At 74.5% G+C, this 20,631-nt stretch carries 17 protein-coding genes, 1 pseudogene and 1 riboswitch; of the genes and pseudogenes, 12 read left to right on the top strand and 6 right to left on the bottom strand.

The features are described 5' to 3' along the window. Nucleotides 1–102: pseudogene (locus tag AC2A1K_RS19785) on the top strand (IS982 family transposase); the annotation flags it as partial. A gap of 31 nt (nt 103–133) precedes the next feature. Here the strand turns inward: AC2A1K_RS19785 and AC2A1K_RS19790 are convergent. Next, a complete protein-coding gene (locus AC2A1K_RS19790) occupies nt 134–550 on the bottom strand; it encodes a PPOX class F420-dependent oxidoreductase (RefSeq protein ID WP_483898028.1) in 417 nt (138 codons plus the stop codon). 97 nt (nt 551–647) lie between these two features. Then, complete coding sequence (locus AC2A1K_RS19795; RefSeq protein WP_483898029.1) at nt 648–1,802, bottom strand: FIST signal transduction protein; 1,155 nt, start codon at nt 1,800–1,802, stop codon at nt 648–650. A gap of 109 nt (nt 1,803–1,911) precedes the next feature. On the opposite strand from AC2A1K_RS19795, the gene rsfS reads away from it, so the two are divergent. The 6 genes from rsfS (at nt 1,912) to AC2A1K_RS19825 (ending at nt 7,724) form a co-directional block, all read left to right on the top strand. Then, entirely contained in the window at nt 1,912–2,310 is a 399-nt protein-coding gene (gene rsfS / locus AC2A1K_RS19800) for a ribosome silencing factor (RefSeq protein WP_483898124.1), read from the top strand. Further along, the gene (locus tag AC2A1K_RS19805; RefSeq protein WP_483898030.1) at nt 2,307–2,921 is read left to right on the top strand and encodes a histidine phosphatase family protein; all 615 of its coding nucleotides are present in this window, start codon (nt 2,307–2,309) and stop codon (nt 2,919–2,921) included. The genes rsfS and AC2A1K_RS19805 overlap by 4 nt, the downstream gene beginning before the upstream one ends. 59 nt (nt 2,922–2,980) lie before the next feature. Beyond that, a complete protein-coding gene (gene octT, locus AC2A1K_RS19810; RefSeq protein WP_483898031.1) occupies nt 2,981–3,694 on the top strand; it encodes a diglucosylglycerate octanoyltransferase in 714 nt (237 codons plus the stop codon). Nucleotides 3,695–3,725: 31 nt separating this feature from the next. After that, on the top strand, nt 3,726–4,166 hold the full coding sequence (locus AC2A1K_RS19815) for an SRPBCC family protein (RefSeq protein WP_483898032.1): 441 nt from the start codon (nt 3,726–3,728) through the stop codon (nt 4,164–4,166). A 136-nt stretch (nt 4,167–4,302) separates the two neighbouring features. Then, nucleotides 4,303–5,313 carry a ComEA family DNA-binding protein gene (locus AC2A1K_RS19820; RefSeq protein ID WP_483898033.1) on the top strand — a complete coding sequence of 337 codons (1,011 nt, stop codon included), beginning with the start codon at nt 4,303–4,305 and terminating at the stop codon, nt 5,311–5,313. Next, entirely contained in the window at nt 5,310–7,724 is a 2,415-nt protein-coding gene (locus AC2A1K_RS19825) for a ComEC/Rec2 family competence protein (RefSeq protein WP_483898034.1), read from the top strand. Before AC2A1K_RS19820 ends, AC2A1K_RS19825 begins: the two co-directional genes overlap by 4 nt. A 105-nt stretch (nt 7,725–7,829) precedes the next feature. Here the strand turns inward: AC2A1K_RS19825 and thrC are convergent, their stop codons facing one another. Further along, nucleotides 7,830–9,092, bottom strand: coding sequence for a threonine synthase (gene thrC, locus AC2A1K_RS19830; RefSeq protein WP_483898035.1), 1,263 nt, complete (start codon nt 9,090–9,092; stop codon nt 7,830–7,832). A gap of 12 nt (nt 9,093–9,104) precedes the next feature. Beyond that, a riboswitch (SAM riboswitch) is annotated at nt 9,105–9,216 on the bottom strand. 147 nt (nt 9,217–9,363) lie between these two features. Between thrC and holA the strand changes: the two genes are divergently transcribed. Continuing rightward, the gene (gene holA / locus AC2A1K_RS19835; RefSeq protein WP_483898036.1) at nt 9,364–10,398 is read left to right on the top strand and encodes a DNA polymerase III subunit delta; all 1,035 of its coding nucleotides are present in this window, start codon (nt 9,364–9,366) and stop codon (nt 10,396–10,398) included. A 332-nt stretch (nt 10,399–10,730) separates the two neighbouring features. Here holA and rpsT read toward each other — a convergent pair whose 3' ends face one another. Beyond that, nucleotides 10,731–11,024, bottom strand: coding sequence for a 30S ribosomal protein S20 (gene rpsT / locus AC2A1K_RS19840; protein ID WP_274281743.1), 294 nt, complete (start codon nt 11,022–11,024; stop codon nt 10,731–10,733). 266 nt (nt 11,025–11,290) lie between these two features. Between rpsT and lepA the strand changes: the two genes are divergently transcribed. Next, nucleotides 11,291–13,177, top strand: coding sequence for a translation elongation factor 4 (lepA, locus tag AC2A1K_RS19845; RefSeq protein ID WP_483898037.1), 1,887 nt, complete (start codon nt 11,291–11,293; stop codon nt 13,175–13,177). A 148-nt stretch (nt 13,178–13,325) separates the two neighbouring features. Next, a complete protein-coding gene (locus tag AC2A1K_RS19850) occupies nt 13,326–15,254 on the top strand; it encodes a DEAD/DEAH box helicase (RefSeq protein ID WP_483898038.1) in 1,929 nt (642 codons plus the stop codon). A 345-nt stretch (nt 15,255–15,599) separates the two neighbouring features. Here the strand turns inward: AC2A1K_RS19850 and AC2A1K_RS19855 are convergent, their stop codons facing one another. Next, on the bottom strand, nt 15,600–16,307 hold the full coding sequence (locus AC2A1K_RS19855; RefSeq protein WP_483898039.1) for a gamma-glutamyl-gamma-aminobutyrate hydrolase family protein: 708 nt from the start codon (nt 16,305–16,307) through the stop codon (nt 15,600–15,602). A gap of 53 nt (nt 16,308–16,360) precedes the next feature. Between AC2A1K_RS19855 and AC2A1K_RS19860 the strand changes: the two genes are divergently transcribed. Both AC2A1K_RS19860 and AC2A1K_RS19865 read left to right on the top strand, forming a co-directional pair. After that, nucleotides 16,361–18,727, top strand: coding sequence for an FAD/NAD(P)-binding protein (locus tag AC2A1K_RS19860; protein WP_483898040.1), 2,367 nt, complete (start codon nt 16,361–16,363; stop codon nt 18,725–18,727). Then, the gene (locus AC2A1K_RS19865; protein WP_483898041.1) at nt 18,724–19,587 is read left to right on the top strand and encodes an alpha/beta fold hydrolase; all 864 of its coding nucleotides are present in this window, start codon (nt 18,724–18,726) and stop codon (nt 19,585–19,587) included. Before AC2A1K_RS19860 ends, AC2A1K_RS19865 begins: the two co-directional genes overlap by 4 nt. Here AC2A1K_RS19865 and AC2A1K_RS19870 read toward each other — a convergent pair. Next, complete coding sequence (locus AC2A1K_RS19870; protein WP_483898042.1) at nt 19,577–20,542, bottom strand: quinone oxidoreductase family protein; 966 nt, start codon at nt 20,540–20,542, stop codon at nt 19,577–19,579. The two genes, AC2A1K_RS19865 and AC2A1K_RS19870, sit on opposite strands and share 11 nt — an antisense overlap. Nucleotides 20,543–20,631: the final 89 nt, after the last annotated feature.

The raw sequence follows: 20,631 nt of genomic DNA on the forward strand, positions 1-20,631 counted from the left end.
GCACGCGTCGCCCAACGCCTCCTGGCCATGACCGCCGCCATCTGGCACAACCGAGCCACCGGCCAGCCCCTGACCCGATCACTGATCGCCTACGACCACTGATCGGGTTCGGACTTACTCGTCTAGGAGCCGGTCAGGAGCCCTGGCGGTGCACGGCCGTGGGGGCGATCCGCAGGATCAGGCGCGTCTGGTCCGGGCGGTGCCAGGGATAGGGCCGGCCGAGGTAGCGCCGGGCGAGCGACTCGATGTGCTCGGCCGCGCCGTCGGGGGTCACCTCGACGACGCGGCCACGCACGGCCACGTAGCGCCCGGGCCAGGAGGCGTCGCCGATCGCGAGGGAGACGCGGGGGTCGCGGCGGACGTTCTCGACGTCCTTGCGGCCCTCGATCGCGTTGAGGACGACGTGGGTGCCATCGGTGTCCACCCAGGTCTCGGTGGTCTCCGGCGATCCGTCGGGCATCACCGTCGCGACGAAGCACGGGTTCGGGCCGCGGAGCAGGGAGACGACGTCCTCGGGGAGGCGTTCGGCCTGCCGGGGCTCGACGCTCATCGGCTGTCGTGGTCCTTCGTACGGGGCGCGGGGGCGTCCGTCACGGTAGAACCCGGTGGTCACGAGCCGTGCGAGGGCCCCGGGTCGCGTGCTCCGGTCAGCCGAAGGCGAGCACCGACGCGGTGAACGCGTGCAGGTGGTTGCGGGCGGCGACAGGACCGATCTCGCCGGCGGCGAAGAACCCGGCGACCCCCTCGGGCCCCAGTCCCCGCTGGACGGCGATGACGTCGTGGTCGGCGTCGGGGAACATGGCCCGCCCGCGCCCGTTGCACGAGAACAGCAGCGCGCCCGCGGTGTCGCCGTCGCCGCGGAAGCGGGTCATCAGCCAGTCGAGGTCGGCGTCGGCGCTCGCGGCGTCCCGCACCTGGAAGCGCACGGTGCGCCCCACCTCCACGACGTCGCCGACCGTCACCGTGCCCTGCTCGGGATCGGCCCCGACGACGCCGCGGATGAGGAAGTCGCCCTGGCGGTGGTCGTCGGCGTACTCGTCCATCGCGACCCCGAGGTGCAGGCCCTGGGCCACCATCTGCTGCTCGGCCTCGCTGAGCTCGCCGACGATCTGCTCGAGCTTGCGGTACGCGGGCTGCCCGGCGAGTCCCCGCAGGTGCGGGCCCTCGGCGGCGGTCACGGTCATCGCCGGGCCGACGGGACGGCAGCCCTGGCTGACGAGCGTGCGGACGCGCACGTCGCCCCCGATCGTCACGCCGACCACGCCGCGCTCGTGCACCACGCCGTCGAGGAACAGTCGCGTCGCCCCGGCCCCGCCCGGCCCGGACGCGAGCCCGCCCACCAGCGGCAGGCCCCGCAGCGCCTCGCCGGACTGCTCGACGAACCCCTGGATCGGGAAGGTGTAGGGATCGGCGAGCAGCAGCGCGACCTCGTCGTCGTCGGTGCGCACGGGCATGCCGCCGACGGCGATGCCGCTCTCGGTGCGGCTCGCGTCGAGGCGGAACGGGGTCAGCGTGGCCTCGGGCAGCGACGCCGCCCAGACCGCGACGGCGGGGCGGGCCTCGACGCCGCGCCCGTCGCCGATCACGCCGCCGGCGCTGCACCCGACGGCCACGCGCGCGCCGGCGACCTCCATCGCCCGCTCGCCGGCGCGACCGATCTCGTCGGGGTCGGGATGGCAGACGAAGACGGCCAGCAGATCGGGGCGCCGACCCCCGAGGGGGGCCACGGCCTGCGCGACGGCGTTCTCGGCGGCGGCCGTCAGGTCGGCGTCCTGGGCCAGCCCGTCCCCGTAGTCCGGCATCGGCTCAGTATGCGCCGGGTCCCCGGCATCGTGCGGGCTCGCGACGGGTGACGGCGGGGAGCGGTCGAGTACCATCGCCACGCCGATGTCGTCGACCCCGAAGGGTTTCGTGGCCGTCACCGATCGCGCGCGCCGTCTGGCCGAGACCGCCGCGCTCGCCGCCGCCGACAAGCTCGCCCAGGACGTCGTCGCCATCGACGTGTCCGAGCGGCTCCCGCTCACCGACGCGTTCGTCATCGCCTCGGCGCCCAACGAGCGCCAGGTGCAGGCCGTCGTCGACAACGTCGAGGAGAAGCTCCGTGACCTCGACGCCAAACCGGTGCGCCGCGAGGGCACCCAGGAGGCCCGCTGGGTGCTCCTGGACTTCGCCGACATCGTCGTCCACGTGCTCCACACCGAGGAGCGCGACTTCTACGGTCTCGAGCGGCTGTGGAAGGACTGTCCGGCCGTACCGCTGCCCGCCGAGGTCTACGGTCCGCCCTCCGATCAGACCGCCGCCGGCGAGTGAGCCTCCACCGGCTGGTCCTCGCCCGCCACGGTCGGACGGTGTGGAACGCCGAGAGCCGCATGCAGGGACGGCTCGACCCCGATCTCGACGAGGTCGGCCGTGCCCAGGCCCTCGCTGCCGCACCGCTGCTCGCCGCCTACGAGCCTGCGCTGCTCGTCGCGTCCGACCAGGTCCGCGCCTGGCGCACGGCCGAGGCCGTCGCGAAGGAGGCGGAGCTCGTGCCGCGCCCCGAGCCACGGCTGCGGGAGACCGCTCTCGGCGACTGGGAGGGTCTGACCGGCTCCGAGGTGGAGGCCGGCTGGCCCGGCGGGCTGGAGGCATGGCGCACCGACCCGGCGTGGGCGCCCCCGGGCGGCGAGTCCCGCGTCGACGTCGCCGAGCGCGCGTTTCCCGTGCTCGCCGAGCTGGACGCGGAGCTGGGCGGCAGCGACGAGCACCAGACCGCGATGGTCGTCGCGCACGGCGGCACCATCGGTGCCCTGACCGCCTCGGCGCTGGCGTGGCCGGTCTCCGCGTGGCACTCGCTCTCGCCCCTGCACAACTGCGCGTGGGCGATCCTCGAGCACCGCATCGACCGCTGGCGCCTGCGCGCCTGGGGCCTCCACGCGTGAGCCGCGGGGGAGACGGAGCAGAGCGGAGCTCGACCCCCGACGGGGACCCGGTTCTCGTCGTGATCGCGGACTCGCTCTCGTTCCACGGACCCGACCGCGCCGAGCCCGCCGACGAACCCCGGCTGTGGCCGCACGTGGCCGCGGGCTCTCTCGGTGGGCGTGCCGAGCTGCACGCTGGCCTCGGGTGGACCGCCCGGCACGCGTGGCGGGCGATGGTCGGCGACCCGCGGATCTGGGCGTCGCTGCGGCACGCCGACGCGGTCGTGCTGGGAGTCGGCGGGATGGACACGCTCCCGTCGCCGCTGCCGACGGCCCTGCGGGAGCTGATCCCCGCGGTGCGGCCTCCTCCTCTGCGGCGCACGGTGCGCGACGTCCACCGGTGGTTGACGCCCCGGGCCGCGCGGCTGCTGGGCGGGGCAGGCCCGGTGGCGCTGCCGCCCGCGGAGACCGTCCGGTACCTCGAGCGTCTGCGGGCCGCGGTGACGACGCTGGTCCCGGGCCTGCCGGTGGTGGGGATGCTGCCCTCGGTGCACCGGGCGCCGCTGTACGGCGGAGTGCACGCCGGGCGGGAGCGGCACGTGGCGGCGATCACGGGGTGGGCGGCCTCGTGCGGCGCGGCCCTCGTCGACCCCGTGCCCCTCGTGGCCGACCACGTGCTCGGTGGCCACGGCAATCCCGACGGCATCCACTGGGGCTGGGCGGCGCACGCCGCGGTGGGGGAGGTCGTGGGCCGGGAGGTCGCGGCGGCGCTTCGTGCCCGTTCCGCCGAGTGACCTCGCGGTGGTGACCGGCAACGATGGTGGCGTGAGCACCGTGGTGAACCTCCTCGACACCGACGCGTCCCCGGAGCTCGTGTTCGACCAGGTCGCGGACCTGCGCACCGAGGCCGTGTGGAACCCGGCCGCGCGGCGCATCGACCTGGTGACCGCCGAGCCGATCGGGGTCGGCTCACGCTTCGAGGGGTCCTGGCGGGGGATGGGCACCGCCACCGCGGAGATCGTCGAGTTCGAGCGGCCGACCCGGTGGCGCACGCGCTGCCGGTTCCGCGGGCTGGACGTCGACGTCGTCGGTGCGGTCGCGCCCCGCGGGAGGGGGAGCCGGCTGACGTTCACGATCGACCCTTCGGCCGACGGGGTGCTGCAGCACGCCCTGCCGGCGCTCGCGGCGGGGCTGCGGGTCGCGGGGAGGGCGAACATGCGGCGCCTCGGGAAGATGCTCGCGACGGAGTCGGCGCGAGAGGTCTGATCGCAGGCTCGTCCTCCGCCGCCCGGCCGTCGTCCGGCGCCGGGGCGGCGCGGGTCCGTCCCCACCCCGGGCGGTTGTCCCCAGGCGTGCGTTCAGCGCTGGGCTGCCGGTCGGGGTGGTTCCTAGCGTCCCGCGCATGCCTCGCTCCGCAGCACCCGACACCGACGACGCCCGCGCTCGCCTGCGCTCCCTGGGATCCGGCTGGGGCGGGCGGGACGCGGTCGAGGTCGGTGTGTCGCCGCCGTCGTCTCCGTCGCGGGAGCCCGAACCCGACGGGGCGCGCGTGGGGTGGCCGGGCGCGCCGCCCGGCACGCCGGCGGCCCGGCTGCGTCTGCCGCCGCGGGCGTCACCCGACGGACCGGCGCCGGCGCGGGAGGGGTGGTGGGACGACGACGAGGACGACGAACCGCTCCCGGCGGCGCGCCGGGGGAGTGCGTGGGATCCGCCTGAGCGGGGTGAGCGGGCGCGCCGGTGGGCAGCGCGGTGGTTGCCGGCGTCGTGGTCGGGCGCGCGGTGGGACCCCGGCCGGACCGGCGCGCTCGCCCTTGCCGCGGTCGCGGCCGTCGCGGCCGTGGTCGCGGCGGTGGGCGTGTGGTCCGACCGCCCGGTCGCCGAGCCGGTGCCCGCGTTGCCGCTGGTGGCGGGCGCTCCCGTGGCACCGTCGCCTGCCGCCGCGCCCCCGCCCGACGCGGGACCGATCGTGGTGTCGGTGTCCGGGAAGGTCGCCCGTCCCGGGCTGGTGCGGCTCCCGCCGGGCAGCCGTGTCGGCGAGGCGGTCGACGCGGCCGGTGGCGCGTCACCCGACGCCGATCTGACCGGCCTCAACCTCGCGGCGCGCCTCACCGACGGCGAGCAGGTCGTGGTGGGCGTGCCCGCGGCGGTGACGCCGCCGTCGGGGTCGGCCGGTGCGGCGGGGGCCGCGCCGGCGGGAGGCGGTGGCGTTCCGGCCCCCGGCGGGCGCGTGAACCTCAACACCGCGACCCTCGAGCAGCTCGACCAGCTCCCCGGGGTCGGGCCGGTCACCGCCCAGCGGATCCTCGAGTGGCGCACGCAGAACGGGCGCTTCGGGGCCGTCGAGCAGCTGCAGGAGGTCAGCGGGATCGGGGACGCCCGCTTCGCGACCCTGCGCGACCTGGTCACGGTGTGAGCGACCGCGCCGGGCCGTCCGCCGGGCCTGCGGACGACCCCCCGGCGCCGCCAGACCTGCGGCTCGCGCCGGCGGCGCTGGCGTCGTGGGGCGTGGCGATCGCGGCGCTCACCGCCGGGTGGGGCGCCGCGCTGGTGCTGGTCGCCCTCGCCGCCGTCGCGACGGTGATCGCGGCGCGGCGCCCGGGGCCTCGTGTCGGACGGCCCGCACTGCGGGCGGTCGTCCTCGCCGCCGGCGGGTGCGCGGCCGCCGTGGGTCTGGTGGCCGGGCTCGGGGCGTACGCGGTGGCGAGCCATCCACTGCGCCCGGCGACGGGGGCGGGGGTGTCGGCGCGGCTCGACCTCGTCGTCACCGCCGACCCGCGACCGGTCCGCTCCTCGGTGCCCGGGCCGGGGCGGGTGGTGGTGCGCGGCGAGCTGGTCGGGGGCCAGGTCGGGGCGGGGCCGGGGTGGCGGGCCGGCGGGCGGGTGGTGCTTCTGGCGCCCGCCGACGACTGGGGTGGCCTGCTGCCCGGCCAGCTGGTCAGCGCGCGGGGTCGGCTCGGGCCGCCCGATCGCGCCGATCTCACGGTGGCCGTGCTGCAGGTGCGCGGTCCCCCGCGTGCGGTCGGCCCGGTGCCGGCGATGCAACGGGTCGCGGGCGACCTCCGCGGCGGCCTGCGCGACGCCGCGCGGGCCGTGCTGGCCGAGGATCCGGCCGGCCTGCTGCCGGGGCTGGTGGTCGGCGACACCTCAGGCGTCTCGCCGGGCCTCGAGGACGACTTCCGCACCGCAGGTCTCACTCATCTCACGGCGGTGTCCGGCACCAACGTGGCGATCGTCTGCGGCGCGGTCCTGCTGCTCGCCCGGCTGGGGCGGCTCGGCCCGCGGACGGCGGCGCTGCTGGCGGGGGTGGCGCTGGTCGGATTCGTGATCCTCGCGCGGCCGTCGCCGAGCGTGCTGCGCGCCGCCGTGATGGGCGGGATCACGGTGCTGGCGCTCGCGGTCGGGCGCCGCCGCTCGGTGGTGCCGGCGCTGTGTGCGGCGGTCATCGTGCTGCTGCTGGTCGATCCGGGGCTCGCGACCGATCCCGGGTTCGCGCTCTCCGTGCTCGCGACCGGGGCGCTGGTGCTGCTCGCGCCCGGCTTCGTCGCGCGGATGCGGGCGCGCCGGGTCCCGCCCGGCCTGGCGGAGGCGCTCGCGGTGCCGGTGGCGGCGCACGTCGTGACCGCGCCGGTGATCGCCGGGCTGTCGGGCGAGGTCAGCCTCGTCGCGATCGTGGCGAACCTGCTGGCCGCGCCGGTGATCGCCCCCGTGACGGTGCTCGGGGTGATGGCCGCGGCGGTGGCGCCGTGGTGGACGGCGGGTGCGCACGCACTGGTCTGGGCCGCCGGGCCCGGCGTGGCGTGGCTGGTGTGGGTGGCGCGGCGGTGCGCCGCGGTGCCGGGTGCGACGCTGGACTGGCCGGGCGGGGTGGCGGGCGCGCTGGCGCTGGCCGCGGTCGTGGTGCTGGTCGGGGCGGCGCTGCGCTGGCGGAAGCTGCGGGCGGTGGTCGCCGCGTTGCTGGTCGGGGCGCTGCTCGTGCTCGTCCCGACGCGCGTCGCGCCGCCCGGATGGCCGCCCGCGCGCTGGTCGTTGGTGGCCTGCGACGTCGGGCAGGGCGATGCGCTGGTGCTGGCGACGGGTGAGCCGGGGCGGGCGGTGCTCGTCGACGTGGGTGGGGACGCCGGCGTGGTCGACGGGTGCCTGGCGCGGCTCGGGGTCCGGTCGCTGGCGCTGGTCGTGCTCACGCACCTGCACGCCGACCACGTCGGCGGGCTCGCCGGAGCACTCGCGGGGCGGTCGGTCGGCGGGGTCGCGCTCGGCCCCTCCCGCGAGCCGGAGGACACGCTCGGGCAGGTCGCGCGGCGGGCCGCCGCGGTGCGTGCGCCGCTGGTCGGCCTCACCCGGGGCACGGTGCTGCGCTGGCCGGAGCTGGTGCTCGAGGTGCTGGGCCCGGTGCGCCCGGCGGACCACGTCGACGGCGAGGACGGCTCCGAGGTCAACGACACCTCGGTGGTGCTGCGGGCGCACACCCCGGTCGGGCGGGTGCTGCTGCCCGGCGACGCGGAGCTGTCGTCGCAGGCGTCGCTTCTCGGGTCGGGCTCGGACCTGCACGCGGAGATCCTCAAGGTCCCGCACCACGGGTCGCGTTCCTCGCTGCCGACGTTCCTGACCGCGGCGAGGGCCTCGCTCGCGCTGGTCAGCGTCGGGCGCGGCAACACCTACGGACACCCGAACCCGCAGATCGTGGGGTTGCTCGCGCGGACGGGTGCGATGGTGCGCCGCACCGACGAGTCGGGCGACATCGCGGTCGTCGTCGGCGTCGACCCGCGCACCGGGGCGTCCGTCGTCGCCCGCGGCGACCCGCGTCCCGACCCGAGGAAGCGGTGAGCGGCCTGCGCTCCGGCGCGCGGCGGGCGACGGCCCTCACGACCGGCACGTTCGGCAGCTCCTCGGGTGGCCGAGCCCGGGGAACGTGCCGGTCGCGTGGGCGAGCTACAGGCCCAGCGCCTCGCGCACCGCCGCCGACGTGGCCGGGATCGTCGCCTTCGGGCCGACCTGGTGCTCGATCGCGTCGAGGGTCTTCAGACCGTCGCCGGTGATCAGCAGCACCGTGTCGGCGTCGGGGTCCAGGTCGCCGGACTCGACCATCTTCTTCGCGTTCGCGACGGTGACGCCACCTGCGGTCTCGGCGAACACGCCCTCGGTGCGGGCGAGCAGCCGGATGCCGTCGCGGACCTCGTCGTCGGTCACGTCGGTGATCGTGCCGCCGCAGCGGCGCACCGCGTCGAGCACGTACGGCCCGTCGGCGGGGTTGCCGATCGCGAGCGAGCGGGCGATGGTGTCCGGCTTCTGCGGGCGGACGACGTCGGTGCCCTCGCGGAAGGCGGTCGAGACCGGCGAGCAGCCCGCGGCCTGGGCGCCGAAGACCTTGTACTCGGTGTCGTCCACGAGGCCGAGGGAGATCAGCTCGCCGTAGGCCTTGTCGACCTTGGTCAGCTGGGAGCCCGACGCGATCGGGATCACCGTCTGGGCCGGGACGCGCCAGCCGAGCTGCTCGGCGACCTCGAAGCCGAGGGTCTTCGAGCCCTCCGCGTAGTACGGGCGGACGTTGACGTTGACGAACGCCCAGTCCTCCTGCTCGAAGGCGAGCTCGGTGGCGAGGCGGTTGACGTCGTCGTAGGTGCCCTCGCAGGCCAGCAGGTTGGTGTCGTACACCGCGGTCATGAGGATCTTCGCGCGCTCGAGGGATGCGGGGATCAGCACGACCGAGTCCCAGCCCGCACGGGCGGCCGCGGCAGCGGTGGCGTTCGCGAGGTTGCCGGTCGACGGGCAGGCCAGGACCGTGAAGCCGAGCTCGCGGGCCGCGGCGAGCGCGATGGCGACGACCCGGTCCTTGAAGGAGTGCGTCGGGTTGCCGGTGTCGTCCTTGACCCACAGGTTGCGGATGCCGAGCTCGGCGCCCAGGCGGTCGGCGCGCAGCAGCCGGGTGCAGCCCGGGTCGGTGTTGGGCACCGTCTCGACGGTGCTGGGTACGGGAAGCAGCGACTTGTAGCGCCAGATGCTGCGCGGGCCGCGCTCGATGTCCTCGCGGGTGACGCGGCCGAAGTCGTAGGCGACCTCGAGCGGGCCGAAGCACTGCGGACAGGCGAACTCGGCGGCGAGGTCGAGGCGGTGGCCGCAGGCGCGGCAGGCGAGTGCGGCGGCGGGACCGAGGTCGAGACCGGTGGTACTCGTGGCCTGGGCAGTGATCGTCATGGAAGGAAGTCCTCCTCATCTTCCCCGCGGACGGGTCGGAATTGGCACCGTGATCGCCTGCGGAACGCCTGCGCCGGTTGCCGGGGTGTCGTCGGGCCGGTCCCTCTACCCCTCTGGATGAGCCGTATGCGGTTGTCGGGCATCCCAGGGGGACATCCGGGCGAGAACACTACGGGACCCGCAGCGGGTCGACCACCGAGCGTCGCCCGGCCGAGACGTGCCTCACGCGCCACGGCCCGGGTCTGTCGGAGGGTCGTGGAACGATGAGCGCGTGAGCCCGTCGTCCGAGCCCCCGTCAGCGGTGCATCTCGTCGTCGGCGACGAGGCCCTGCTGGTCGAGCGGGCGGTGGCGCGCGCGGTCGCGGCGGCGCGGGAGGCTGATCCGGCGGTCGAGGTCAGCACGCTGCCGGCCGGCGACCTGACCGCCGGGGTGCTCGGCGAGCTGGTGAGCCCGTCGCTGTTCGCCGAGTCGCGGGTGGTCGTGGTGGAGAACGGCCACGACGCGAGCGCCGAGGTCACGACCCTGCTGCTCGACTACGCGAAGGCGCCCAGCGAGGGCGTCACGCTCGTCGTCGTCCACCGCGGCCCGCCGAGGAGCGCGCGGGGACGCCGTCCCGCCGGGCGGGCGTCGAGCGCCAAGGGCGGCGGGGCGAAGGGCGACGCGCTGCTCGAGGGCCTGCGCGCGGCGGGCGCCAGCGAGGCGTCGGCGTCGGGGCTCTCGGACGACCAGCGGGCCGACTTCGTGCGGGCCGAGGTGCGCCAGGCCGGCGGCAAGATCACCGGCGAGGCACTGGGCCTGCTCATGGACGCCGTCGGGTCCGACCTGCGCGAGCTGGCGGCCGCGGCGTCGCAGCTCGCCTCCGACTCGGGCGGGCACGTCGACGCCGACGCCGTTCGCCGCTTCCACCGCGGGCGCGCCGAGGTCACCGGGTTCGCGGTGGCCGACCGGGCCATGACCGGCGACCGCGCGGGAGCTCTCGAGGCGCTGCGCTGGGCACTCGACACCGGCGTGCCGCACGTCGTGGTCGCCGACGCGATCGCCGACGGGGTGCGCACCGCGGCGCGGGTCACCGCCGCCGGACGAGGCGACCCGTACAGCCTCGCGTCCTCGCTGAAGATGCCGCCGTGGAAGGTCAAGCGGGGCCAGCAGAATGGGCGCGGCTGGTCGGGCGAGGGGCTCACGCAGGCGATGGGCGTCGTCGCCGACCTGAACGCGAACGTCAAGGGCGCCGCCGCCGACCCGTCGTACGCGCTCGAGTACGCCGTCGAGGCGGTCGTCGCCGCCCGGGGCAGCTCCCGGCGCTAGACACCGGACGCAGCAGGGCTCGCGCGGTCTCCACGAGAAGCGCCGCGTCGAGCTCCGGACGCACCGCTCGCTGCAGCCCGAGACCGACGCCGAGCAGGGTCCGCGCGAGAGTCGGGGGCGAGCACGGGGTCGAGGGTCCCGGCGGCCACCTCGCGCCGCACCAGCTCGGCCAGGCACAGCGCGGCGTCGCGCTCGGCGAGCGCGCCGCCTGAAGATCGACGGAAGAATACAGACGTTCAGTGTCAGCGACGCCACGTCGCTGACATCTGCGCGCGCACGAGAGCGACCCGCCCCCGCCGGGTGCGGGAACGGGCCGTGAGCTGCGGGGCCGGTCAGGCCGGGGTCTTGCCCGCCTTGGCGTCGACGGTGAAGCGCTCGGCGCGGTGGGCCATGCGCGACTTCTTGTTCGCGGCCTGGTTCTTGTGGATGACGCCCTTGCTGACGGCCTTGTCGAGCAGGCGGGCGGCCTCGCGCTGGCGGGTGGTGGCCTGCTCCTGGTCGCCGGCCTGGACGGCCTCGCGGTAGCGGCGGATCGCGGTCTTGATGCGCGACTTCACCGCCTTGTTGCGCTGGCGCGCCTCCTCGCTCTTGCGGATGCGCTTGACCTGCTGCTTGATGTTCGCCACGGGAGTCTTCGAACCTCGTCTGTCGGTGCTGGCTGCTTCACGGGAGCGCGCGGGGGAGGCCGAATGGGTCGAGCTCCCCTCTCGGCGTGCTCAGCTCGATGCTTCGTCTCCCGCGCCCGCCTCACGCAGTGACGTCGAGGTTAGCAACCCCGCACATCGCGGACCGCGGCCGGGCCTCATGGGACGATGGTGGGGAGCCGGTCGAGTCAGAACGTGAGGAACCCTTGAGCCAGACCACCCAGCAGTCCGCCGCAGGGTCCGATTCTGTGGCCCATGGACGGCCGGGCACGAAGGGCTATGCGGACGAGACGTTCACGCCGCCGGACCGGATCCGCAACTTCTGCATCATCGCCCACATCGACCACGGCAAGTCCACGCTGGCCGACCGGATGCTGATGATGACCGGCGTCCTGGGCGAGCGGGCCTACCGCGCGCAGTACCTCGACCGCATGGACATCGAGCGCGAGCGCGGCATCACCATCAAGGCGCAGAACGTCCGTCTGCCCTGGTACGCCGCGGGCCCCGACGGCGAGATGCGCGATCACGTCCTGCACCTCATCGACACCCCGGGCCACGTCGACTTCACCTACGAGGTCAGCCGCTCGCTGGCCGCGTGCGAGGGCGCGATCCTGCTGGTCGACGCCGCGCAGGGCATCGAGGCGCAGACCCTGGCCAACCTCTACCTGGCCATGGAGCACGACCTCGAGATCATCCCGGTGCTCAACAAGATCGACCTGCCCGCCGCCGAGCCCCAGCGCTACGCCGAGGAGCTCGCGCACCTCATCGGCTGCGAGCCCGACGACGTGCTGCGCATCTCGGCCAAGACCGGCGACGGCGTCCGGGCCGTGCTCGACGAGGTCGTGCGCCGCGTGCCCGCGCCGGTGGGCGACGCCGACGCGCCGGCCCGGGCGATGATCTTCGACTCGGTGTACGACACCTACCGCGGCGTCGTCACCTACATCCGCGTCGTCGACGGCCGCATCACCCCGCGCGAGCGCATCCGCATGATGTCGACGAACGCGGTGCACGAGCTGCTCGAGGTCGGCATCATCTCGCCGGACCAGAAGCCCTGCCAGGGGCTCGGCGTCGGCGAGGTCGGCTACCTCATGACCGGCGTGAAGGACGTCCGCCAGTCCCGTGTCGGCGACACCGTGACCTGGGAACGCAAGGGCGCCACCGAGCCCCTCGGCGGCTATCGCGACCCGCAGCCGATGGTCTACTCCGGGCTCTATCCGATCGACGGGTCGGACTACCCGCTGCTGCGCGACGCCCTGGACCGCCTGCGGCTCAACGACGCCGCGCTGTCCTACGAGCCCGAGACCTCGGCGGCCCTGGGCTTCGGGTTCCGCTGCGGTTTCCTCGGCCTGCTCCACCTGGAGATCACCCGCGACCGCCTCGAGCGCGAGTACGGGCTCGACCTGATCTCCACGGCGCCCAACACCGTCTACCGCGTCGAGCTCGACGATGGGGGCGAGGTGGAGGTCACCAACCCCGCCGAGTGGCCCGAGGGCAAGGTCTCGACGATCTACGAGCCGATCACGAAGGTGTCGGTCCTCGCGCCGGCGGACTTCGTCGGCCCGATCATGGAGCTCTGCCAGTCGCGGCGCGGCTCGCTGGAGGGCATGGACTACCTGTCCGACAGCCGTGTCGAGCTGCGCTACACGATGCCGCTGGCCGAGATCATCTTCGACTTCTTCGACGTGCTGAAGTCGCGCACCCGCGGCTACGCGTCGCTGAACTACGAGCCCGCCGGCGAGCAGGCCGCCGACCTGGTGAAGGTCGACATCCTGCTGCAGGGCGAGCCCGTCGACGCGTTCTCGGCGATCGTGCACAAGGACGCCGCGTACGCCTACGGCAACGACATGGCGGGCAAGCTGCGCAAGCTGATCCCGCGCCAGCAGTTCGAGGTGCCGATCCAGGCGGCCATCGGCTCGCGGATCATCGCCCGCGAGACCATCCGCGCGATCCGCAAGGACGTGCTCTCCAAGTGCTACGGCGGGGACATCACCCGCAAGCGCAAGCTGCTCGAGAAGCAGAAGGAGGGCAAGAAGCGGATGAAGACCATCGGGCGGGTCGACGTCCCGCAGGAGGCCTTCGTCGCGGCCCTGTCGACCGACCAGAACGCGGTCGAGAAGAACAAGGCCAAGAAGTAGCCGACGACGCGGTGGGCGAGCGGAAATATCCACTCGCGTAGACTGGTTACCAACGCCGAGCTGTCGGCCTGGGTGGGACCCTCCGGAGTGCGACCGGGTCCGCGGACAGCTCTCGTTCGTCCGAGTTCCCTCTCCACGAAAGATCTACGTGACCAACGCTGCTGTCCTGTCCGACTCCGTGCTCTCCGATCCTGACGTCGAGCTCGTCGACGTGATCACCTCTTCCCCCTCCGACGGCACCGACGCGACCGATACGGTCGACGAGGTCGTCGGGGCCGACGACGCGTCGGCCGCTCCCGACGCCACCGGCGACGCCACCGACGACGCCACCGACGACGCCACCGACGACGCCGTCGACGAGACGCCGGCCTCGGGCTTCGCCGCGCTCGGGCTCGCCGAGCGCCTGCTGCCGACCCTGGCCGAGGCCGGGTTCGACACGCCGACCCCGATCCAGTCCGAGACGATCCCGCTGCTCCTGTCGGGCCGCGACGTCCTCGGGCTCGCGCAGACCGGCACCGGCAAGACCGCCGCGTTCGCGCTGCCGATGCTCTCGGCGATCGACCCGGCGCAGAAGTCGGTCCAGGCCCTCGTGCTGACCCCGACCCGCGAGCTCGCGATCCAGGTCGCCGAGGCCATCGAGCGCCTCGGTGCCGCCGTGCCCGGGCTGAACGTCGTGCAGCTCTACGGCGGCGCGCCCTACGGCCCGCAGCTGCACGGGCTGCGCCGCGGCGGCCAGATCGTCGTCGGCACGCCCGGTCGCATCGCCGACCACCTCGAGAAGGGCACCCTCGACCTCACGAACGTCGCGCACTTCGTGCTCGACGAGGCCGACGAGATGCTGCAGATGGGCTTCCTCGAGGAGGTCGAGAACATCTTCGACCTCCTGCCCGCCGACCGGCAGGTGGCCCTGTTCTCGGCGACGATGCCCGGCGCCATCCGCGAGGTCTCGCGCCGGCACCTCAACGCGCCGGCCGAGGTGTCGATCAAGTCGAAGACCCAGACCGGGGTGAACACCCGGCAGCGCTACGTCGTGGTGCCCGAGCGGCTCAAGGCCGATGCGCTCTCGCGCATCCTGCAGGTGGAGGACTTCGACGCCTGCCTGGTGTTCGTGCGCACGCGCCAGAACACCACCGACGTCACCGACGCCCTCAACCGCCGCGGGTTCGCGGCCGTGGCGATCTCCGGTGACCTCTCGCAGCCGCAGCGCGAGAAGACGATCGGCGACCTGCGCGCCGGGAAGATCGACGTGCTGGTCGCCACCGACGTGGCCGCGCGCGGCCTCGACGTCGACCGCATCTCGCTGGTCGTGAACCACGACCTGCCCACCGACCCCGAGTCGTACGTGCACCGCATCGGGCGCACGGGCCGGGCCGGGCGCAGCGGCGACGCGATCTCGTTCGTCACCCGCGGCCAGATCCGCACCATGCGGATGATCGAGGGCGTCACCAAGCAGAAGGCCGAGGAGATGTCGGTGCCGGGCACCGACGAGGTCAACGACGTGCGCAAGCGGCGCTTCGCGGACCGCGTCACCGGCACGCTCGACGGCACCGTCGCCGGTGGCGACCCGATGGACGTGTTCCGCGGGATCGTCGGCGACTACGTGGCCGAGCACGGCACCGACCCGCTGGAGCTGGCCGCCGGGCTGGCCAAGATGGTGCAGGGCGACAAGCCGCTGCTGGTCGAGGACCTGCCCGCCCCGCCGCCGCGTGGCGAGCGGGGCGACAAGCGCGGCCCGAAGCCCGAGCGCGGTCAGGGCCGCGGCAAGGCGCCGTCGTGGTCGGTCGGGTCGGGCACCGACACCTACCGCATCGACGTGGGTCACAACCAGCGCGTGCGTCCGGGCGCCATCGTCGGGGCCATCGCCAACGAGGCCGGGCTCGACTCCGCGCACATCGGGCACATCGACATCCGCACCGATCACACGCTGGTCGAGCTGCCTGCCGAGGTGCCCGGCCCGGTCGTCAAGCGCCTGCAGCGCGCCCGCGTCGCGGGCCGTCCGATGGGGCTGCGGCGCGCCTCCGGAGACGAGGTGGCCTCGGGGCCGTCCCGCGGTCCCCGCGGGCCCAAGCGCCGGTAACCGCGCAGGAATCCGCCGCGCCCGTCCGTGCCCCGCACGGGCGGGCGTGGTCGTGTCTCCCGCCGTCGTGTGTCCAGGGGCGGTCGGCTCGGCGGTAAGAACCTCAGGGCTACGCTTCTGAGCTCCGGAGACGTCCGCGCGGGGAGGAGCCGGCCGGTGGCGGCAGCAGCAGAGGATCCCGAGCACCGCGCCGTGCTGTTCCCGACGGCGCCGGCGACGTCGCGACCCCGGGCAACCCGGTCGTCACGCCCACCGTGCCGTTCGGGGGTGAGAAGCGGTGCGGGATCGGTGTCGAGGGCTCGCGCCGCGGCCTGCGCGCCGACACCGACCTGCGGGTCCTGTCGGTCAGGAAGAAGGACGGTACGCAGGGGAGCGGGCGGCGTCGACGAGCCAGCGGAACTCGGGCTGCGGCACGTCGTCGAGCTGCTCGGGGTGCCACTGCACGCAGACCAGGGGCGCCCCGTTCACCGCCTCCAGCCCCTCGACCAGCCCGTCGGGTGCCCGGGCGGTGACCGCCAGCCCCGGCGCGACGCGATCGACGCCCTGGTGGTGGAGGCTGTTCACGCGCGCCGCCGAGCCGTGGAGCCCGGCCAGGACGCTGCCCGGCGCCACCGCGACGTCGTGCCAGCGGGTGTGCACGTGCTCGGCGAGGTGGAGGTGCAGCGAGCCGCCCCACGCGACGTTCACCAGCTGGATCCCGCGACAGATGGCCAGCACCGGACGCCCGCGCTCGCGCGCCGCGGCGAGCAGCGCGATCTCGAAGGCGTCGCGGTCCGGCTCGAGCGAGGACGTCCACGCGTCGGGGACGGCGCCGTAACGGGCCGGGTCGACGTCGTTGCCCCCGGTCAGCACGAGGGCGTCCGCGCGCTCCATCACCGCGGCCGGGTCGACGCCGCCCGGAACGTGCAGGGGCAGGCCACCCGCCGCGACCACGTTCGCGGCGTAGCCGATGAAGTAGGCGTCGATCTCCAGCGCGTCGAGCGCAGGCGGGCCGCTGTGCAGACCCGCCGCGGCCCGGCGCCGGCCGGTCACGGCGACGAGGGGAGTGCTCATCGCCTCGACGTTCCCACCTCACCACGACGAGCGCCCGCCACCGGAGGACGCTGATGTCCGACCACCGGGCCCCGTCGGCCCGCCCGCTCGTGCTGGTCTTCGTCATCGATCCGATCGCGTCGCCGAACCCGGCCCACGACACCAGCGTCGCGATGATGGAGGCCGCCCAGGAGCGCGGTCACCGGGTGCCGGTGACCACCATGGCCCCGCTCGAGGTGCGTGACGCGCGGGCGCACGCCCTGTGCACCCCCGTGCGGGTGCACCCCGCGGTGCTGCGCGACGGCCGGTGGAGCACCCGGCCGGACTGGTTCGTTCGCGAGCGTGGAGCAGCGCGCGGCCGTGTCCCCCTGAGCTCCGGCACCGGGACGCGGGTCACCCGCCGTCGCGTTCGGTGGCCGGTCCCGGGGCCCGCGCCTACGGTTGAGGCGAGGTGGACGGCGGAGGGATACGGACAGATGCCGCGATCGGTGGTGATCGTCGGAGGTGGGCCGCGGGGGACCGGTGTCCTCGAACGCCTCGCGGCGAGCGCGCCCGAGTTCGTGCAGGAGCTCGACGTCCACCTCGTCGACCCCTACCCGGACGGCGCGGGCCGCATCTGGCGCGAGGACCAGTCGGCGCTGTTGTGGATGAACTCCATGGCGGCCGACGTCACGATGTTCACCGACGACAGCGTGATCTGCGACGGTCCGATCGTGCCCGGCCCGTCCCTCTACGACTGGGCCGTGGCCGTCCGCGACGGCGAGCTGGACGGCGAGGAGGTCCCCGACGGCCCGGTCGGCGACGAGCTGCGCGCCCTCGGACCCGCCACGTTCGCCACCCGGCGGCTGCAGAGCCACTACCTCGACTACGTGCTGCGGCGCGTGCTCGCGGCCCTGCCCCGGCAGGTACGGGTGCACCGGCACCGCACCCGCGCGGTCGGCCTCCGGCGTGGCGCCCCGGACACGGTCCTGCTCGACGGTGGCGGCGAGCTGCCCGCCGACGTGCTCGTCCTCGCCTCCGGCCACCTCGATGCCGCCCCGACCGACGACGAGGCCGCGCTGGTCGCGCACGCGCAGGAGCACGGGCTGCTCTACTTCCCGCCCGAGCAGACCACCGACTCCGATCTCGACCGCATCCCGGCGGGGGAGACGGTGATCGCCCGCGGGATGGGGCTGGCGTTCATCGACCTCATGGTCCTGCTCTTCGAGGGCCGTGGCGGGACGTTCCACGACCGCGGCGACGGCACCCTGGACTACCGGCCCTCGGGTCGCGAGCCCGTCGTGCACGTCGGCTCCGGGCGCGGCGTGCCGTACCACGCCAAGACCGAGTACGCGCTGCGCGGACCGCGCCCGCCGCTGCCGCGCTTCCTGGGTCCCGACGAGATCGCCGCGTTCGTGCGCCGCGGGCACGTCGACCTGCGCCGCGACGTGTGGCCGATCATGGCCAAGGAGGTCGGCTGGGCGTACTACCACGAGCTCTTCGCCGGCCACCCCGACCGCGTCCGGGGCGTGTGGGACGACTTCGCGCTGCGCTACGCGGAGCTCGGCTGGTACACGCCGGCGATGCACGAGCTCGTCGCCGGCTTCGTGCCCGACCCCACCGACCGTCTCGACTTCGAACGCATCGACCGGCCCCTCGAGGACGTCTGCGCGCCCGACGTCGCGAGCCTGCAGGAGCGTCTGCGCGCCTACGTCCTCGACGACCTCGCCCGCCACGTCGACGACCGCTACACCGCCGAGCTCGGGGCGTTCGTGGGCCTGCTGTCGGCGTTCGCGCAGGTCGCGGAGCTCGCCGGCACCAACGCGCTCACGCCGCGCTCGCGCGCCCAGGACCTCGCGTGGTGGCAGAACTTCTTCAGCTCGCTCGCCAGCGGCCCGCCCGGACCGCGCCTGCGCCAGCTGCTCGCGCTCTCGCGCGCCGGGTACGTCGTGTTCCTCGGGGCCGGACTGCAGGTGGCCCCCGTCGACGGCGGCTTCCGGGCCACCAGCGCCTCTCTCGACGACATCGCGATCACGGCGCGGACGTTCGTGGAGGCGCGCCTGTCGTCGCCGAGCGTCAGCCGCAGCGACGACCCCATGCTGGCCGGCCTGCACGCCGAGGGACTGCTCGACGAGGAGACCCTGCGCGAGGAGCACACCGAGGACGCGGGCACGGCCGTGCACGCGGCCGACGCGGCGGTCGCGCACTCCGACGCGTCGGTGACGCTGCACAACACCGGTCTGGTGCGGGTGCGCACCTCGGACTTCCGGCTCATCGACGCCGCGGGCAACCCGGATCCGTGCCGCTTCGCGATCGGGCCGCACACCAACGTGCGGCTCCCGGGTGCGTTCACCCGGCCCAACACCAACGCGCTGAGCTTCCGGGCCAATGACGCCCTGGCCCGCGCGGTGCTCACGGTGCTCGCCGACGTGGCCCCGACAGCCGGACGGCTCTCGGCGTGACCCCCGACCCGGTCCGCGTCACGCTGCCCGACATCACGCTGTCGGTGATCGACGCCGGCAGCGGGCCCGCGGTGGTCCTGCTGCACGGCTTCCCCGACCGCGCGCGCTTGTGGCGCCCGCAGATCGAGGCGCTCGTCGCGGCCGGGTACCGGGTGATCGCCCCGGACCTGCGCGGCTTCGGCGACAGCGACCGCCCCGACGACGTCGGCGCGTACCGCATCCACCGCTCGGTGGCCGACGTGCTCGCGCTGCTCGACGAGCGGGGTGTCGACCGGGCCGCGGTCGCCGGGCACGACTTCGGCTCGGTCGTGGGCTGGGCGCTCGCGATGCGCAGCGACCGGGTCACGCGCTACGCCGCGCTGGCCGTCGGGCACCCCGAGGCGTTCCGGGCCGCCGGGCTCGCCCAACGTGCGCTGTCCTGGTACATGCTCTGGTTCCAGTTCCCCGGTGTCGCCGAGGACGTGCTGCCGGCCGATGACTGGGCGCTGCTGCGCCGCTGGCTGCACCAGGGTCGGGACGACGAGCTCGTGCGCACCCAGATCGCCGACCTGGCGCGCCCGGGGGCCCTGACCGCCGGGCTGAACTGGTACCGCGCGAACATCGACCCGCGGACGTTCGCCGACGAGACGCCGCTGGGCCTGCCGCGTCTGACGATCCCGGTGCTGGGCATGCTCGGGACGGCCGACGTCGCGCTCGACGAGGCGCAGATGGTCGGCTCGGCGCGCTACCTCGACGGCCCCTTCTCGTACGTCCAGGTCCCCGGCGGCGACCACTGGCTTCCCGCCCGCCACGCCGACACCGTCACCGACGCGCTCCTGAACCACCTACGCAGCGAGGTGCCGAAGGCACCTAGCGGGTGAAGACGATCTTTCCGGCGGTGACGCCGTCGAGCATCGACCGGAAACCGTCCTTCGCGTCGGTCATCGGCAGCTCCTGGCCGATCTCCGGGGCGATGCCGGTGGCGGCGACGAAGTCGAGCAGGTCGCGCAGCTCGGCCAGGGTGCCCATCGTCGAGCCGACGAGGTTCTTCTGCAGGAAGAAGATCTGGGCGAGCTCGGCGGGTGGCTGGTTGCCGGACGTCGCGCCCGAGCAGACGATCGTGCCGCCGGGCACCAGTGCGCGGATCGAGTGCTTCCAGGTCGCCTCGCCGACCGTCTCGAACACCGCCTGCACCTTGCCGGGCAGCTTCCCGTTCGACTCGAACACCTGGTGCGCGCCGAGACGCAGAGCCAGCTCGCGCTTCTCGTCGGTGCGCCCGGTGACCCACACCTGCATGCCGGCGGCGCGCCCGAGCTGGATCAGCGCCGTCGACACCCCGCCGGAAGCACCCTGCACGAGCATCGTCTGCCCGCCGCGCAGCCCGGACTTCGTGAACAGCATCCGGTACGCGGTGAGCCACGCCGTGCCCATGACCGCGCCGGCCGTGGCCGTCATGCCCTCCGGGCGGGGCAGCGCGTTGCGCTTCGGCACGACGACGTAGTCGGCGAAGCTGCCCTGCGCCCACTCGGTGAGCATCTTGCGCTTCGGGTCGAGGGTCTCGTCGTCCTTCCAGTCCGAGTCACCCATGAGCGAGTGCAGGACGACCGGGGTGCCGTCGTCGAGCGTGCCCGCCCCGTCGCAGCCCAGGATCATCGGGAACTGGTCCTCGGAGATGCCGACGCCGCGCAGCGTCCACAGGTCGTGCATGTTGAGGCTCGCCGCCTCGACCTTGACGCGCACCCAGCCCTCGGGCACCTCGGGGTCGGGCCGCTCGCCCACCACCAGGGAGGCGAGCGGGTCGTCGGCGTTGGGCTCGGAGGCGTAGACCGCGAACATGCCCCGCAACCTATCCGGGACGAGTCGGCCCCTGCCCGACGAGTTCGGCCCGACGAGTTCTGCCCGACGAGTTCGGCCCGATGAGTTCG

It is taken from the genome of Actinomycetospora sp. 2LY8.5 (assembly GCF_057180585.1).

Bases quoted from the DNA above. Each gene is read 5' to 3' on its own strand.
- AC2A1K_RS19790 (WP_483898028.1), bottom strand. From the start codon at position 550: ATGAGCGTCGAGCCCCGGCAGGCCGAACGCCTCCCCGAGGACGTCGTC.
- AC2A1K_RS19795 (WP_483898029.1), bottom strand. From the start codon at position 1,802: ATGCCGGACTACGGGGACGGGCTGGCCCAGGACGCCGACCTGACGGCC.
- AC2A1K_RS19820 (WP_483898033.1), top strand. From the start codon at position 4,303: ATGCCTCGCTCCGCAGCACCCGACACCGACGACGCCCGCGCTCGCCTG.
- thrC (WP_483898035.1), bottom strand. From the start codon at position 9,092: ATGACGATCACTGCCCAGGCCACGAGTACCACCGGTCTCGACCTCGGT.
- AC2A1K_RS19855 (WP_483898039.1), bottom strand. From the start codon at position 16,307: ATGAGCACTCCCCTCGTCGCCGTGACCGGCCGGCGCCGGGCCGCGGCG.
- AC2A1K_RS19860 (WP_483898040.1), top strand. From the start codon at position 16,361: ATGTCCGACCACCGGGCCCCGTCGGCCCGCCCGCTCGTGCTGGTCTTC.
- AC2A1K_RS19870 (WP_483898042.1), bottom strand. From the start codon at position 20,542: ATGTTCGCGGTCTACGCCTCCGAGCCCAACGCCGACGACCCGCTCGCC.